A 16001-nucleotide genomic window follows, 5' to 3' on the forward strand; every position below is an offset into this window, starting at 1 on the left:
TCGGAATCGACAATGTCGTAACGGACGGTATCCACGTTAAGGTTTCATCCTTAATGTGTCAACGGTCACGTTCCCCGGTCGAACCTTGACCCTGACGCCGCGTCAGGGTTGGAGAATGGTTTCCACAGACGGAATCCGATTCGATCACGGGAGGGCAAGGCGATGATGACCATCGGCGAGCTGGCCAAATTGGCCGGCACCACCGTCAGATCCGTGCGCTACTACCACTCGAACGGCCTTCTCGAAGAACCACAACGCCAACCGAACGGCTACCGCATGTACCGCGCGGTGGACCTGGCACGACTGAGCCGCATCCGCCGCCTGCGCGATCTGGGGATTCCTGTCGCCAAGATCGCCGAACTCCTCGACGGCGACGCTCACGACACCCGGTCCGCACTCGATGCCCTCGACAAGGACTTGGCAACAAAGGCCGAACAGATCGCTGTTCAGCGTGCTCACATCGAGTCGCTACGCCGAAACGCCGACCCTGAACTACCCGATGCATTTTCGGAAGTGCTCGCACAGTATGTCGTTGCCGGTGCGCCGACAGCGTGGATCGACAACGAGCGCGAACTTCTGATCCTCGCACTCACGGTCTCCGGGGGTGATCCCGAGGTCTGCGATTCACTCCTGTCCGCACATCGCCGGGTATTGGCTGAGCCGAACCGCGAGCAGGCCATCGAACTGATAGCTCGCATGTATGCCCTCGCCGACGCACCGGCGGACGCGGATACAATTGCGGCCCTTGCCATTCAGTTCTGCGACTTCACCGAGAGCGTGCTACCCGAACAAGCTGCACCGGAGAACGCTTCCCCAACTCGACTGGTAGCGGTACTGCGCGAACACCAAGCGGATCGACGAACCGTCACCCAGGAAAGATTCGCGAAGGCCGTGGCTGCGGAGTTCGCCGCCCGCCAATCCCGACCCTGAACCCCGACACCGAATCCCCACATCAGAAGTGGGGCGATCAATGCTGCCCGAAGAGGGCTCGACGCAAGGACACGACAATGACTGGATCCATCATGCCCAGATCACGCATGCCTCGACCACGAAAATGGCTGGCTTCCACCGTCGCTGCGGCCGCACTCGCTGTGCCCGCATTGGCGGCGTGCTCGGAACCTTCTGCCCCGCAGACAGCTCCACAACCCGATCTCAGCGCGTTCTACGATCAGACTGTCGAATGGGGGCCGTGCGCCGCCGATACCGCGACATCCACGGCAAGTGACTGCGCCATGGTCACAGTACCTTTGGACTATTCCGCCGCTGACGGCAAGACGATCGAAGTGGCGATCTCGCGGGTCGCCTCCACCGACCCCGCGCAGCGACGCGGGATCCTGCTCACCAACCCCGGCGGCCCGGGCGGCCGAGGTCTCGGTTTGCCCGAGATTCTGAATGCGGGCATGACACCGGAAGTCGCAGCGGCATACGACGTCATCGGTATGGACACCCGAGGACTCGGCAAGAGCACGCCGATCGACTGCGGCGTCGAGCAGATGACATGGATGCGTTCACCCGGTACCACGGATGAGGGGTGGAACGAGAGTGTTGCGCTCGCACGCGAGGCCGCCGACAAATGCTGGGACAAGTACCCGGACTATCTGCCGCACATCAATACTCAGAACATCGCCCGCGATCTCGACGTGATTCGCGGTGCCCTCGACCAGGAGAAAGCGTCGTACTTCGGGTGGTCGTACGGCACATATCTAGGTGCAACCTATGCTCAAATGTTCCCCGACCGGATCGACCGTGTGGTTCTCGACAGTGCACCGGACCCGAAGAAATACGGATACGAAATGTTCCAGGACATGGGCCCGGCCAACGAGAAGGCTATCGACGGTTTCTCGCGGTGGGCAGCAGAACACAACTCCACCTATGCACTCGGATCGACGCCCGCCGAGGTTCGAGCCCTCATCGAGAAGCTGATCTCGGACGCTGCCACCACTCCGATTCGTATCGGTGACTACGTCGTAGACGATCACGTCCTTCCATTCCTGATGTACGTCAACGGAACCGGCGACACCGAGATGGAGAGCGAGGCATTCGCACAGGTATTGGTTCAGTTGCGCGATCTCGCCGCCGGCAAGACCGTCGAGAACATCCATCCCCAGCTGACGGGACTGATGCAGGCGTGGTTCCAGACCGAGTTGGGAACCGGCCCTGACTATGCCGGAACAATCGCCATTGTCTGCGGAGACGTGTCGATGCCGAGCGATCCCCAGTGGTACCGCGACAAGTTGGAGGAGCACCGCACTGATCAGCCGATCTTTGCCGGCACTCACAACACGATCATGCCGTGTGCATTCTGGCGCAGTGAGGCCCCGACGCGGATCGACATCGACAACAACGTTCCGACATTGCAGATTCAGGCAACCGGTGACACCCGCACGACGTACGACGAAGGACTCGGTATGCATGAAGCGATGAAAGGCTCACGGCTCGTGACAGTTCCAGGCCGAACTCATGCGGTGTTCCCCGGTTACGCGAATACTTGCGCAAACGCCGCCGTCAACTCGTACCTGCTCGACGGCACACTGCCGGAAGAGGACGTGGTGTGCGAGTCGTGACGGTATCCGGTGATCCCGTCGCCGGAAGACCTGCGTGATCTGATGCGCGATTGCCCCTCGACAATCGCGCATCAGGCAGACAGAATAGTTCGGTGAGTCCCATTCATCGGGCCGACGGCGAGATTTCGGCAATTGGTCGTTCCACCGAGATCCTGAAGACTTTTCGTGACAGCTCAGGCGTTCTCAGCGCAGCAGCGCTTGTTCGACGGACAGGCATGGCCAAAACAACGGTGTATCGAATGGTCGACGATCTCGTCCGAGTCGGGTTGCTCGAACGGCAAGGAACCAACTACCGCTTGGGCCTCCTCCTGTTCGAGATCGGCGAATCTGTTCCACGGCAGCGAAACCTCCGCGAAGCAGCGCGGCGCCACCTTTCGGCCTTGCGTGAAGCAACGGGGCACAACGTGGGACTCGCTGTATTGGACGGTTTCGACGTGGTTTACCTTGATGTCTTCCGTGGCGACGACGGACCACGCCTTCCGCAGCAAATCGGTGGTCGGTGGCCTGCACACGCAAGTTGTTCCGGCAAAGCAGTATTGGCGTTCACCAACTCTCGGGATTTCACGATGCCCACTGTCCTCGAAGCACACACCGAGAACACCATCACCGACCCCGAACTCTTCCACCGAGAACTGGATCGTGTTCGCAAGCGTGGTGTCGCCTTCGACCGCCAGGAAGCATTTCCCCGGATCGTCGGCGCCGCAGCACCAATATTCGGCCCGGACGAAGACGTCCTCGGCGCCATCTCCATTTCCGGTATGGCAGGCCGAATAAATCTGACCCGTATCGACGCGGCGGTGCGGACGACGGCAATCGCCATCTCACGTGATCTCTCGAGTGCCCAGTCCGTCGTCCGCCCTGTCCTACAACGACGCTGACGCCGTCAACCGCGCCCGACGTACGGCATACGGTTGGCCATGATCGTCAGAGTCGGGACATTCACGTCGAGTGGTAGATCGATCAGTTGTACAACGGTGTCCGCCACATGACGTGGATCGAATGTCGGCTCCGGCTTGGTGGTGCCGTCGGATTGTCTGGCGGAGTGGCCGATTCCGGCTGTCATATCAGTTGCCGCATTACCGATGTCGATTTGACTGCAGCAGATGTCGAACTCTCGGCCGTCGAGAGAGATCGACTTCGTCAAGCCTGACACACCGTGTTTGCTCGCAGTGTAGGCGGCGCTGTCGGGCCGTGGTGTGTGAGCAGAGAGCGAACCGTTGTTGATGATCCGGCCTCCTCTCGGATCCTGTGTTTTCATGATACGAATCGCTTCACGCGCACAAAGGAATACGCCGGTGAGATTGGCTGCGACTGTCGCGTTCCACGCTTCAGGATCGATCTCGTCCACACTCCCCGACGGCCCGAATGTCCCTGCGTTGTTGACAAGTACATCGAGTCTGCCGAAACGCTCAGTCACGGATGTGAACAACCGGTGAACCGATTCGGGCGAGGACACATCAGCGGGAATTACCACTGCACGCTCGTGACCCCCACCTGTCCCTTCCAAGCTCACGCTGTTTCGACCAGCCAATACAACGTGGTGTCCGGCGTCGAGTAGACCTCTGGCCATTGCGCGGCCGAGTCCCGACCCTGCACCGGTCACGACCACGACTCGGCCGACACGCTCAGTGATTGTCACCGTGTACCTCCGTTCCACGCCTGCCCACCAGGAAATCGAAATCGACTCCGCGGTCGGCCTGCATCACATGATCCACGAACAGTCGTTGATACCCACTCGTACTCTTTTGTAAGCGCGGCGGCAACGCCTCGAGACGCCTGGCCAGCTCGTCGTCGTCGACGAGTACACGCAAGACTCCACGAGCAACATCCAACTCGATCAAATCACCATCCCTGACGGCGCCGAGAGGCCCACCGGCTCCCGCTTCAGGCGCAACGTGCAAAACGACTGTGCCGAAGGCTGTTCCGCTCATTCGCGCATCCGAGATCCTGACCATGTCTCGCACACCCTGCTCGAGCAGCCTTCGAGGGAGTGGCAGATTACCTACCTCTGGCATCCCCGGAAACCCCTTCGGCCCAGCACCGGTGAGGACGATGACGTCGTCGGCTTCGATGTCGAGATCCGGCGAGTCGACGCGCGCCGTGAAGTCATCCATTCCGTGAAACACGACCGCACGACCCACGTGGCTGAGCAACTCGGGCGACGCCGCAGACGGCTTGATCACTGCACCGTTCGGCGCGAGATTGCCGGTCAATACCGCTATGCCGGCTTGCTCCAGCAACGGTGCCGCCGTGCTACGAATTACGTCGTCATCCCAAATCGTTTCGCCGGAGTTGTTCTCACCGAGAGTCTTTCCGGTAACCGTGGCGGCATCCAGATGGAGGATGTCTCCGAGCTCGGCGATCACCGCGGGCAGTCCGCCTGCGTAGAAGAAATCTTCCATCAAATAGGTACCCGAAGGCATGAGGTTGACCAGCAGGGGAACGTCACGACTCTGCTCCCCGAAATCGCTGAGTTCGAGGGGAATTTCCAGCCTCCCGGCGATGGCAAGCAAGTGCACCACAGCGTTGGTGGACCCACCGATCGCCGTGTTCACCTTGATCGCATTCTCGAATGAATTTCGGTCGACGACCGAAGACATCGTCAGGTTCTCGACGACCATCTCCACGATTCTCACGCCGCTGTCGCGTGCAAGTACACGTCGCCGTGAATCCACTGCCGGGATCGCAGCATTACCGGGCAGCGTGAGGCCCAAAGTCTCGACAATCGAAGCCATCGTCGACGCGGTGCCCATAGTGTTGCAGTGACCAGGCGATCGAGACATCGCCGATTCCGCTGCTCTGAACTCACATTCGCTCATGCACCCCGCTCGCACTGCTTCACTCATCTCGAACACCGAGGTTCCAGATCCGACAGTTTTACCTTGATGGCGGCCGTTCAACATGGGCCCACCGGATACGACAATGGTGGGAAGGTCACAACTGGCTGCGCCCATTACCAGCGCCGGGGTGGTTTTGTCGCAGCCGCAGAGCAGTACGACGCCGTCGATCGGATTGGCTCGAATCGACTCCTCCACGTCCATGCTGACGAGGTTCCGATAGAGCATCGTGGTGGGGCGGATGATCGTCTCACCCAATGACATCACCGGAAACTCAACTGGAAATCCGCCCGCTTCGATGACACCCAGTCGCACCTGCTCGGCCAGATCTCTGAAGTGAGCGTTGCACGGCGTGAGCTCGGAATACGTGTTGCAGATACCGATAACCGGTCGGCCGTCGAACATCCGATCAGGGATACCCTGGTTCTTCATCCACGAGCGGTGGATGAATGCATTGAGATCATTGCCTCCGAACCAATCCTGCGAGCGAAGTGTTCTACTCGTCGGTGTTCTACTCATCCGAACCCTCCAAACCAAGGATTGCCCTTGCCTCCCCAGGTGTTGCAGGCTGCATTCCGAGTCGCTGGACGATGTCGACGATGTTCTCCACCAAACGAACGTTCTCGGCCGGCTCCCCATTCGCGAGAAACGGATAGTCTTCGATTCCCACACGCACGTGCCCACCGAGCACGAGTGCATGAGTCAGACCACGCAGTTGATCTGGCCCGCTGATACTCACGGAGAAGACCGATTTCTCCGGTAGGTGTTCCACCATCTGCTGCAAGATCTGCGGGGAGTACGGCATCGCATTCTGAAAAGTTCGATCAAGTCCCAGTACAAGATTGACGAGGTGCGGGCCAGGCTGCTCTTCGGTCAACGTACGTATCTCCTGGAGCAGATGTGACGGGCTGAAGGCCTCCCATTCAGGTTTGATTCCTAGTTCGCGCATTGACGCTGCCAGTTCGGCGGCACGACTGGGCGGCGTGTCCATCAGTACCTCACCGACCGGTGATGTCACATAGGCCGTGATGGCATCGAGCGTGCATGTGTCTGCTCCGCCATGCAGGCCCTGCAGCCTCGCGTCCCAGTCCACGACGCGCGTTCCGTCACTGCGAACACTCACCATGTCACCGTTGACTCCGCCGCCGGTCGAGTTGTTGATCACGATGTCGCAGCTTTGGCGGACAAGCGTATTCATCCGCCGATAGATTGCGGCATCACAGGTCGCTTGATCGTCCGGTCGTCGAGCATGAAGTGCTGCCACGCTGGCTCCAGCGCTGTGGCAGCGTGCCACATCCGCCGCAATCTGCTCAGGCTGAGTCGGAATGAACGGATTGTCGGCAACAGTGAGGAAGCCACCCGTCGGGGCAACTGTGACGATGACCTTGTCTCGCAGATCGCTCATGCCGGAACGCTCTTGTAGCTGGATGCGGCGAAGAACATGGCAATCGCCGATGCCCCGGGGTCCTCGACGCCCCTGGCGTGTTCTCCCACGTAGGTCGCGCGTCCGCGGCGGGCGAGCATCGCGCGAGTCGATTCGGCGCCGAGCCTCGCAGCCGTGGCCGCAGAGCTCAAGGCAGCAGACAAGGTTGCCCCGCTGACTGCCGCCTCGGTCAATGCGCTGGTTGCGGGGACCATGGCGTCGACCATGGTCTTGTGACCCACCTGGGCATTGCCGAGACGCTGCACCGCAGCTGTCGCCGTACCTAGGGCAGAAGCCAAGTCTGTTGCGGTCACTTCAACTCCAGAGACTGCTCCGATCCGGCCGAACCACAGACCGAGAAGTGGTCCGCTTGTCCCACCGATGCCGAGAAACGCATCCGACGTACGGGCGAACACTTCACCAGGACTGGTCGGCGGGTCGGAACGAAGTCGTTGCACCGCACTTCGCAGGCCCGTCCGCAGATTCATTCCGAAATCGCCGTCTCCGACAAGCCGGTCCAAATCTGTGAGGGAATCGAATTGATCTTCGGCAGCGTCGGCAAATCGATCGATCCACGCCCGAGTGTCCCCGACGCTCAACGTTGTCATCATGAAACTCTTTTCAGTAGTGCATATTCGAGTTACCAAGCGAGTGCGGGAGTGCGTACCGTTGCATCCCAGAGATCCAGAAACTCCTCGGTCGAACGGAGAAGGGTGATAGAGAGCCCGTGCATATCCAATGCAGTGACGAAAGAACCTGCAATCACCCGATCCAAACCGATACCGGCATCCCCGAGGAAAGACTTCAATTCTGCAGTGGCAATCGATAATTCGAGTCCATGGGTTGCCCCTAGCCCATTCACTATCGCTATCACACCGTCCCCGCGCTCCACCCCGACAGCATCGAGGATCGGCTCCGACAACTGCGCCACGAGTTCGGCTGCAGGAACCGTCGGACGCGTCTCACGTCCACGCTCGCCATGGATTCCGATGCCGAACTCCATCTCCCCCGGCGCCAGTTCGAAGGACGGACGATCCTGTCCGGGAGCCGTGCACGAGCGGAAAGCTGCACCCAACGTCGCCGACGCCGCCACCACCCGGCGCCCCAAGTCAGCGATCTCGGAAAGCGCCCAGTGCCGTTCCGCGGCCGCCCCACAAATCTTCTCCACGGCAATTACCGCAGCGGTACCACGACGTCCAGGTCCACCCTCGTCTGCAGTCGTCGTCGCGAGATCGTCGTCGACCATCACGATCTCCACTTGCCGCTCAGTTCCGAGTAACTCGGCCGCGATCGAGAAATTCAGTTTGTCTCCGGTGTAGTTCTTCACGATGAGAAGGGCACCCCGTCCGGTCTCGACAGCATTGACCGCAGCGCGGATCTGAAAGGCTGTGGGACTGGCGAAGACCGACCCAGGAACTGCGGCGTCCAACATGCCGGATCCGACGAACTCCGCGTGTAGCGGCTCATGCCCGGCCCCGCCACCCGAGACCAACACAACTTTGTCTCGGGCGACAACCGCGCGAGTCACAAACGACGGATCTCGGTGGTAGGAGAGCATTTCCGGGTGCAGGATCTGAAGTCCTTCGAGCGCTTCGCGGACTACATCCTCGGGCCGATTGACCACATGGCCGATCATGACGAACTCTCGGACGCCGACATTGGACCGACAGGGAAGCAAACCGCGAACGCACTCACACACGTGCGAACATTGTCACCGACCCGTATCCCAGCCGACGCCGCGGGTTCGTTGACGTAGGAGACAGTTCCGTTGTGCCACATATCCATTCCATTGCTGATTTCGGCAGAGTCGTGACTGACCGCTACGCCGGCAAGTCCCGCATCTCCCATGCGGACGATTCCGATGATCCCTGCGTTATCCTTGCCGATTCCGGCATCGTTCAGCACAGCCAACGCACAGCCCGTCGCAATCGCCATCCGCCCTGACTCTTGACCGCCGTTGGATGCCGCAACGACGATGCGGTCGCGGTCCGACCGTTCGATCTGCGACATACTGTCCATGACAACAATCTGTCTACCGTTCTCCACACCGACAATGTTCCGAAACATCAGTCGACGCTCCTCTCTATCAGTGCCAGCACTTCTTCGGAAACGCGGCTGCCCACACGCACACCCGCTGCGACCGCAGTCGGATTGGCATACGTCACGATGCCGCACTCCCACACGTCGTTGCCATCTCCGATACGCGAACTCTCGTGTCCGACTGCAATGCCGACGATCTTCTGGGCATCGATCGCAGCCAAGCCTGCGATTCCGGCCTTGTTCTTCCCTATGCCGGCGTCATTGCACACCACAACACGAACCCCGAACCCGACGGCGTACTCTCCAGCACTCGTCCCTCCGTGTGATCCGGTCACGATCACATCACCGGCCTGAGCCGAAGAAGCAAACGCAATCGAATCCATGATCCACACCCTCTTTCCGTTAGAGGAATGAACCAAAGTAGGTTCGGCACCTTCGGTTTCAACTACTCGCATGGCCATCCACCCCTAGAATTCGACGTGCCTGATCAGGACTTGCGGGTTCACGCCCGTACCGCCGAGCGATCGAAACAACTTCGGTGACCAGATCAGGTGTGGAGGGATATCCCAGTTCTTCGTAGTGGTAGTCACCGGCTCCGATTGCAACGTGGCCCCCGCGCTTGATCGACTCTTCAGCTGCTGCAAGAACATTGCCTCGGTAGGCCGAGACGATCCACTCCACTGGAAGATCAGCCGGCAGGAGGTCCAGTTGCGCACGTAGCCCTGCCGCTGTCGCCGGATGTGCAGCCGGAAACTCGTCACCACCGAGAATGAAAGCGATCACCAATGGTGACGACGGATTCCGCACCCTTGCGTGGGCGAAGATCGCGCGCGTCCAACTCACGTTGAATGACGTCTGGTATGGCGTCATTCCCAATTCACCAGCGCGCGAAAGTAACTCGATCTGTGTTCGAGTGTCGTTGACGAAGACCCTGGAATCGGTTGCGAACAAGCCTGTCGTCGCATCGATCAAGTCCATCGCCGCACAACCCATATCGACGACCAAGAAGTCGGAACGTCGTTTCGGATCACTTTGGTTCGGGGCAAGATTCGACAGCCGCTCATCTATCGTGTAGCCGGGAACATTGGCCATCGACGGCGCAAGCAGCAGATTCGATACCGCCCGAACCCGCTCGACGATCTCTCCGTAGGTCGCCGCCGAGTGATCCACGCCGCCGTCCACGGCTCGACCGTGAAAATGCATCAACGACGCCCCCGCATCCTCACAAGCGCGGGCGGTGTCGGCTATTTCGCTGGGCGTCCACGGAATGTGGGGGTTGGGTGCGCGCATGGTGTTCTCGTTGACGTGCACTCCGATGATTACCGGTTTCTCCGTTGTATTGGACGTTGTGTCAAGAGTCATGTCGCTCCTTCGCAAGATTCCAACCGGCTGTCATCGACTGACCTCCGTCGACCGTCCACGTCTGACCCGTCACGAAACCGGCGCCGGGACCAGCGACAAAGGTCACGACTTCGGCAATCTCAGCCGGCTCCGCGTAACGGCTCAACGGGATCGACTGCAAGATGGCGCTCTGCATTTCAGGGCTCTGGGCCCGACTGGCGAGCGGGGTCAGGGTCGATCCGGGCGCGACGCAGTTGACTCGGATCCCCTCGCCGGCGAGCTCGATCGCGAGTTGTGTGGTCAACGCGACCACGCCACCTTTCGAGGCGGAATACGCAGCGCGGTCTACGCTGCCGCGTAGGCCGGAAACCGAGGCAATTGTCACCACCGATCCGCCGCCATCTCCGGCGAGCAGATCCACGAACTCCCTGACCACCGCAAACGTGGAAACGAGGTTCAGCTCGAGGGTTCGCCTGAATCGATCGGGTGTGGTGTGCCGGATCGGCGCGTTGTCCGCGGTTCCCGCCGAGGTCACAACCGTGTCGACACGACCGAACAGCTTCTCGGCGACGTCGCGAAGCCGTCGGATATCCCCCTCATCGGTGACATCCACTCGAACGCCGACTGTCCGTGTATCTGGTTCTGGCGCAGTGTCTCCGGATGTATGCGACAGGTCGGCAGAGATGACATTCCAACCCAAGTCGGCGAATCGTTTGCACGTTGCCAGGCCAATCCCCGATGCGCCACCAGTGACGATCGCTACCTTCCTACTCACGACTACAGCACCTTCCTCATGTCGCGAATGGGATTCGACCCGTCCCACTCCTTCGATGCAGCCTCGACTGCGCGAAACAGATCACCCTTCCTTCCACTGACCTCCGAGATTTCGATGACTGTTCCCGGATACGGGCCGTCCTCGTAGTACACGAATCGCTCGTCCGGAGCGCCACTACCGGACCTACCACTCTGCAATTCGACGAGCCCTCGGTTCTTGGATTCCTCCATATATCGATCGAAATCCGCTGTCCAGTAGGCAACATGTTGAAGTCCTTCGAGCCCGCGATCTGCGAACTCGCGAAATGCCGACGGCTCATCGTTGTGTTGTTGAATCAGCTCGATCTGCGCGCTTCCGCTGTGCGCGAGCGCCACACTGAATCGAGGCGCACTCGACTTGCCACGGAAGACGAAGTCGTTCAACGGTTGGTCCTCCACGAAGAAGAAGGGGCCTACGCCGACAACGTCGATCCAATGCTTCAGCGCGCTGTCGATGTCGTTGACCACAAAACCCAATTGGCGCAAAGGCCCGAAGTATCTACTCACGAAGTCCTCGTTTGTTCGTTGCCGACGAAACTACGGTCGACGACTGTGATCCTGATAAGTGATGATGTCCTGCGCATGCTCGCCTGAAGAATGAAGAATTCCCGTTGATCGGGAATCTTCCGGGCCGAGACTCGGCTCAAACCTGCTCAGGTGCAACCAAGGTTCCGGCGTCGCGCTCCGCCCGGTAATCCAGAGTCAGTTGGGCGTTGGCCTTGTCGGCCTTTCTGGTGATCACCTTGAGCAGCAGCACGATCAATGCTGCCGTCGCCAGCACCGCGGAGTACACCCCGATTGCCGGTGTGAAACTGTTGGTCGCGTCCTTGATCCAGCCGGTGACCTGTGGACCGAAATAGCCTCCGAGGTTACCCATTCCGTTGATGACACCGAAACCTGCCGCCAAGGCAGCGCCGGTAAGGAAGCTCGAAGGCATGGTGATGAAGATGCTCATCGAACTGTAGAGACCGATCCCGGCGATGCAGAATCCGAAGATGGCGACAACAGGTGTGGTGAAGAACAGCGCAGCAATAGCAAAACCGAGTGCTGCGACCGATGCGGCGATGGCGAAGTGCACGGGGCGCTCTCCGGCGCGGTCCGAATGGCGCGTCCACCAGATCATCGGTCCGATCGCAATCAGTGCAGGTAGTGCGGCAACCCATCCGATCTGATTGGTGCTCATCCCGAATTGCGCGTAAATCTGCGGCATCCAAATCTGGAAACCGTTGAGGCTGAAGGTGAAACAAATGAACACGGCGATCAACACCAGCACTCGTGGGTGCACGAGTCCCTGGAGGAAGCTGTGCTTACCGACGACCGCTTCGCGCTCTTGCGCCTCCGACTCGAGCGTATCGGTGAGCCAACCGCGTTCTTCCTCGGAGAGGAACTCCGCCTCGGAAGGCTTGTCCCGCAGAACCTTGTAGATCACAAACGCCATGACCACGGCGGGGACGCCGGTGAGAATGAATACCCATCGCCATCCGGAAAGCCCGAGAAAGCCGTCGATAGCCATCAGGTGCGTGGTGATCGGAGTACCCAGGCCGGAGATACAGATGAAGGTCACGATCCACGCCATTGCTTTGCCTCGATCCCGATTCGGGAACCACTTCGAGACGAAGAACAGCATGCCGGGCGAAAAGCCGGCTTCGGCAATACCCAACAGGAATCGTGCTGCCACCAATCCGCTGGCACCCTGAACGAACGCGGTTCCGATGGTGACCACGCCCCACGTGATCATGATTCGTGTGATCCAGCGCCGCGCACCGACCTTTGTGAGGATGTAGTTGCTCGGGGGTTCGCAGATCGTGTAACTCCAGAAATAGATTCCGGCCGCAAACCCGAACATCGAGGCCGATATTCCGAGTTCTTTGTTCATCGTCAATGCTGCAACGCCGATGTTCAATCGGTCGAGATACAGGACGATGTATGCCAATCCGATGACCGGCATGAAGCGGAGCATGACCTTCCGGACGGTCCTGGCCGGAAGGGGAAGTTGCTCGGTGACTGTTCTTTCGTGACGCATGATTCACCTCGTACTCATTCGAACACATCATTGTGATGGCTGACACAGAGACGATGCGGGTCGCGATTCGAACTTCACAGACACGATTCCCGATGATCGGTACTCGATTCGTGAGCAATCGACCGGCCGGGGTGACAAGAAGGCGGAGTGCCTGTCGGTTTCGACAGGCACTCCGCGCGGTGAAACATAGGCTTTCCGGGGGCATTCAGCCAGTCAGCTCACTCTTGATCTCGTTCTTGAGAACTTTACCGACCTTGGAGCGAGGTAGATCGTCCCAGACGATGACTTGCTTCGGAGTCTTCACACTTCCGATGCGAGCTTTCACGAAAGCCATCACCTCGGCGCCGTCGATAGCGGCGCCGAGGTGTGGCTGCACCACTGCCACAACACGTTCGCCCCACTTGTCGTCCGGCAACCCGATCACTCCGCAGTCCTGGATCCCCGGATACGCCATGAGCGCCTGCTCCACCTCGACCGAGTAGACGTTGAAACCGCCCGTGATGATCATGTCTTTTGCACGATCGACGATGAACAGGAAATTGTCCTCGTCCAGGTATCCGATGTCGCCGGTGTGATGCCAGCCGTGAGCCGACGCTTCCGCGGTTGCGTCGGGGTTCTTGTAATAGCCCGCCATCACCAACGAACTGCGGATCACCACCTCACCACGCACACCGCGGTCGAGCAGTGCGCCTTTGTCGTCCATGATCCCCACGGTCACCAACGGCGACGGTCGACCGGCCGAGGAAAGTCGCGACGTTGCGACAGTGCCGTCCGGGCCGAAGTGTTCCTTCGGTGACATCGTCGAGATCATCATGGGGGCTTCACTTTGCCCGAACAGCTGAGCCATGACCGGGCCGATCTTGTCGATCGCCTCCTCGAGCCTGGTCGGGGAGATCGGTGCCGCGCCGTACCAGAAGCACTGCAACGAGCTGAGATCCGTGGCCGCAAGACTCTCGTGCTCGAGCAACATGTAGATGAGCGTCGGCGGCAGGAAGGTGTGAGTCACCTTGTGCTTCTGAACGTTCGCGAGGAAGTACCCGAGATCGGGCTTCGGCATGATCACCACTTCGCCGCCGAGGGCCATGATCGGGAAGCACAGAACACCGGCGGCGTGAGTCAACGGCGCCAACGCCAGATACACCGGTCGTCCCTCGAACGGATAGCTCATCAAGGTGATGGCCGTCATCGTCTCGATGTTGTGCCCGGTCAGCATCACGCCCTTCGGCCGACCCGTCGTACCACCGGTGCCGACCAGCATAGTGACGTCGTCGGGTGCAACGACATCGAGTTCTTGTTCCCCGAGCCAGCTTTCGAGAGACAGAGCCGATTCCCATTCGCCGTCGATGCAGACGAGCGTCACCAACTGGGGAAGCGCGTCCTTGATCTGGTCGACCAGCGACGCGTACGACTTCTGGAAGAACAGCGCACGACAATCGAACAGATCCAACAGATCCCGATTTTCCGCGGCTTCGTTACGAGGGTTGATCGGGCACCAGACCGCGCCGGCCCTGCTGATACCGAACACGCAGGAGAACGAGATCGGGTCATTGCCGGACAGAATCGCGACCTTCTCGCCCGGCCCGATGCCCGAAGCCGCAAGCGACGCTGCGAAGCGTCGGCTGAACTGTTGCACCTCGCCGTAGGAGAGAGTGCGCTCCCCCATCGTCAAACACGGTGCGGTGGAACCCAGAGAGGCTCCCTTGTCGAGATAGTCGGTCAAACGCATGGGGAGCCTCCAGGGCGGGGCTCCCGGCGCGATGCACGCCGGGAGCCGTGAACATGATGACGAGGATGACGAGCTAGGCGTTGATGGTTACTTCCGGTTCCAGCGCCAGCCCGAAACTACGTAGCGCGCCGAGCAGTTCGCGATGGCCGAACGCCTGGCAAGCCGAGGCAAGCCCGGTCCGCTTGGGCGCCTGCTGAAGCAGCGAATGTGCTGCATATGCATGCAGTAGGCCCGTCTGCTTGTAGTTGCAGTTGCCGTGGATCACGACGTGCGAGCGACCGAGCGGGCCCGACGCGTAGACGGAGTCCAATGAGGTGTTGATACGCGGATTCTCACGAGGCGGCATACCAGCCTGCACCGAACCGGCGATCTCGGCCAGGGCGGCTTCCTGCTCGTCGGCAGGCAGGGTTTTGATCTGCTCCTCCACGATCTTCTGTGTCGCGACAACACCTTCCATCACGGTGCGGTCGAAGACACCGCCCGCAGCCTTGACGTTGGAAACTCGCGGATCGTTCTTGAACCACACCGGGTGACACGTTCCGCCCCACGGCAATGCCAGCGCGGTTTCGTGCTGGCCGGGAACGACGACGTCGAAAGTCTGACCGGGCGCCCACTGCACGTACTTGTTCTGCTCGAGGTAGTACCAGTTCGCCTTGAGGATGGTGAAGATCGTCTGAGTGGAGGCGTAAGTGGGGAATCCCTTCCACAGCACCAGAATGTCGAGCGTATCGAGGCCCGGCGTTTCCAGTGCGATGTTGGCCGCGATCTCACCGGTGGTGTACATCTGCGCGATGCCGGGTGAGAGAAGCAGGCCCTTCTCCTGGTACTTGTCGCTGAACTTCTCCTGGACGTCGAGTACCCAGTCCTGCTCACCGGTGGTGTCCATGTAGTGGCAACCGGCATTCAACGCGGCCTCCACGACGGTGCCGCCAAGCTTGATGAACGGCCCGACCATGTTACTGACAACCTGTGCACCGGTGAACAATTCGGTGAGCGCCTCGACAGTGTGCTCGACCTCGACGACCTCGTGATCGACGGTGTCCAAACCGGGGATCTTGTCGAGTACCTCTTGAATGCGAGCGGCGTCTCGGCCGGCTGCGATGAACGGGATGTTGAACTCGCGCAGGTATTCACACACCAGGCGACCGGTGTACCCGGAGACGCCGTAGACGATGACTGGCTTCTTTTCGGACATGTTCGTGGAACCTTTCGAAGACGAGAGAAGGGGATAGTT

Annotated in this window: 16 protein-coding genes; 3 read left to right on the forward strand and 13 right to left on the reverse strand. The window is 60.0% G+C overall.

The features are described 5' to 3' along the window. The first annotated feature begins 162 nt into the window (after nt 1-162). From ABWI03_RS01925 to ABWI03_RS01935, 3 genes are all read left to right on the forward strand, one after another. Nucleotides 163-930 (forward strand): MerR family transcriptional regulator, encoded by a 768-nt coding sequence (locus ABWI03_RS01925; protein WP_095968428.1) that lies wholly within the window; start codon nt 163-165, stop codon nt 928-930. Between the two features lie 77 nt (nt 931-1007). Continuing rightward, on the forward strand, nt 1008-2564 hold the full coding sequence (locus ABWI03_RS01930; protein WP_298777134.1) for an alpha/beta fold hydrolase: 1557 nt from the start codon (nt 1008-1010) through the stop codon (nt 2562-2564). A 92-nt stretch (nt 2565-2656) separates the two neighbouring features. After that, nucleotides 2657-3442, forward strand: coding sequence for an IclR family transcriptional regulator (locus tag ABWI03_RS01935; protein ID WP_298777133.1), 786 nt, complete (start codon nt 2657-2659; stop codon nt 3440-3442). A 5-nt stretch (nt 3443-3447) separates the two neighbouring features. Here ABWI03_RS01935 and ABWI03_RS01940 read toward each other — a convergent pair whose 3' ends face one another. From ABWI03_RS01940 to ABWI03_RS02000, 13 genes are all read right to left on the reverse strand, one after another. Continuing rightward, the gene (locus ABWI03_RS01940) at nt 3448-4203 is read right to left on the reverse strand and encodes an SDR family oxidoreductase (RefSeq protein WP_166809081.1); all 756 of its coding nucleotides are present in this window, start codon (nt 4201-4203) and stop codon (nt 3448-3450) included. After that, a complete protein-coding gene (locus tag ABWI03_RS01945) occupies nt 4190-5920 on the reverse strand; it encodes an IlvD/Edd family dehydratase (protein ID WP_298777132.1) in 1731 nt (576 codons plus the stop codon). The genes ABWI03_RS01940 and ABWI03_RS01945 overlap by 14 nt, the downstream gene beginning before the upstream one ends. Then, a complete protein-coding gene (locus ABWI03_RS01950) occupies nt 5913-6806 on the reverse strand; it encodes a beta-keto acid cleavage family enzyme (protein ID WP_020909189.1) in 894 nt (297 codons plus the stop codon). The genes ABWI03_RS01945 and ABWI03_RS01950 overlap by 8 nt, the downstream gene beginning before the upstream one ends. Beyond that, nucleotides 6803-7432 (reverse strand): dihydroxyacetone kinase subunit DhaL, encoded by a 630-nt coding sequence (gene dhaL, locus ABWI03_RS01955; RefSeq protein ID WP_029256296.1) that lies wholly within the window; start codon nt 7430-7432, stop codon nt 6803-6805. The genes ABWI03_RS01950 and dhaL overlap by 4 nt, the downstream gene beginning before the upstream one ends. Before the next feature lie 32 nt (nt 7433-7464). Then, on the reverse strand, nt 7465-8460 hold the full coding sequence (locus tag ABWI03_RS01960) for a dihydroxyacetone kinase subunit DhaK (protein ID WP_124569594.1): 996 nt from the start codon (nt 8458-8460) through the stop codon (nt 7465-7467). Next, on the reverse strand, nt 8457-8843 hold the full coding sequence (locus ABWI03_RS01965; protein WP_298777131.1) for a hypothetical protein: 387 nt from the start codon (nt 8841-8843) through the stop codon (nt 8457-8459). Before ABWI03_RS01965 ends, ABWI03_RS01960 begins: the two co-directional genes overlap by 4 nt. Nucleotides 8844-8890: 47 nt before the next feature. Continuing rightward, complete coding sequence (locus ABWI03_RS01970; RefSeq protein ID WP_007732768.1) at nt 8891-9247, reverse strand: hypothetical protein; 357 nt, start codon at nt 9245-9247, stop codon at nt 8891-8893. Between the two features lie 58 nt (nt 9248-9305). Continuing rightward, the gene (locus tag ABWI03_RS01975) at nt 9306-10226 is read right to left on the reverse strand and encodes a beta-keto acid cleavage family enzyme (RefSeq protein ID WP_095968419.1); all 921 of its coding nucleotides are present in this window, start codon (nt 10224-10226) and stop codon (nt 9306-9308) included. Then, on the reverse strand, nt 10216-10980 hold the full coding sequence (locus ABWI03_RS01980) for an SDR family NAD(P)-dependent oxidoreductase (protein ID WP_095968418.1): 765 nt from the start codon (nt 10978-10980) through the stop codon (nt 10216-10218). The genes ABWI03_RS01975 and ABWI03_RS01980 overlap by 11 nt, the downstream gene beginning before the upstream one ends. 2 nt (nt 10981-10982) lie before the next feature. Continuing rightward, the gene (locus tag ABWI03_RS01985; RefSeq protein WP_166809077.1) at nt 10983-11525 is read right to left on the reverse strand and encodes a VOC family protein; all 543 of its coding nucleotides are present in this window, start codon (nt 11523-11525) and stop codon (nt 10983-10985) included. A 136-nt stretch (nt 11526-11661) separates the two neighbouring features. Next, a complete protein-coding gene (locus tag ABWI03_RS01990; RefSeq protein ID WP_019745369.1) occupies nt 11662-13041 on the reverse strand; it encodes an MFS transporter in 1380 nt (459 codons plus the stop codon). A gap of 205 nt (nt 13042-13246) precedes the next feature. Further along, the gene (locus tag ABWI03_RS01995) at nt 13247-14767 is read right to left on the reverse strand and encodes an AMP-binding protein (RefSeq protein WP_298777130.1); all 1521 of its coding nucleotides are present in this window, start codon (nt 14765-14767) and stop codon (nt 13247-13249) included. Between the two features lie 73 nt (nt 14768-14840). Next, nucleotides 14841-15962, reverse strand: a complete 1122-nt coding sequence (locus ABWI03_RS02000; protein ID WP_003940189.1) for a DUF5938 domain-containing protein — start codon at nt 15960-15962, stop codon at nt 14841-14843. Nucleotides 15963-16001: the final 39 nt, after the last annotated feature.

This window comes from Rhodococcus baikonurensis (genome assembly GCF_040489275.1).
GTDB lineage: Bacteria > Actinomycetota > Actinomycetes > Mycobacteriales > Mycobacteriaceae > Rhodococcus_F > Rhodococcus_F baikonurensis.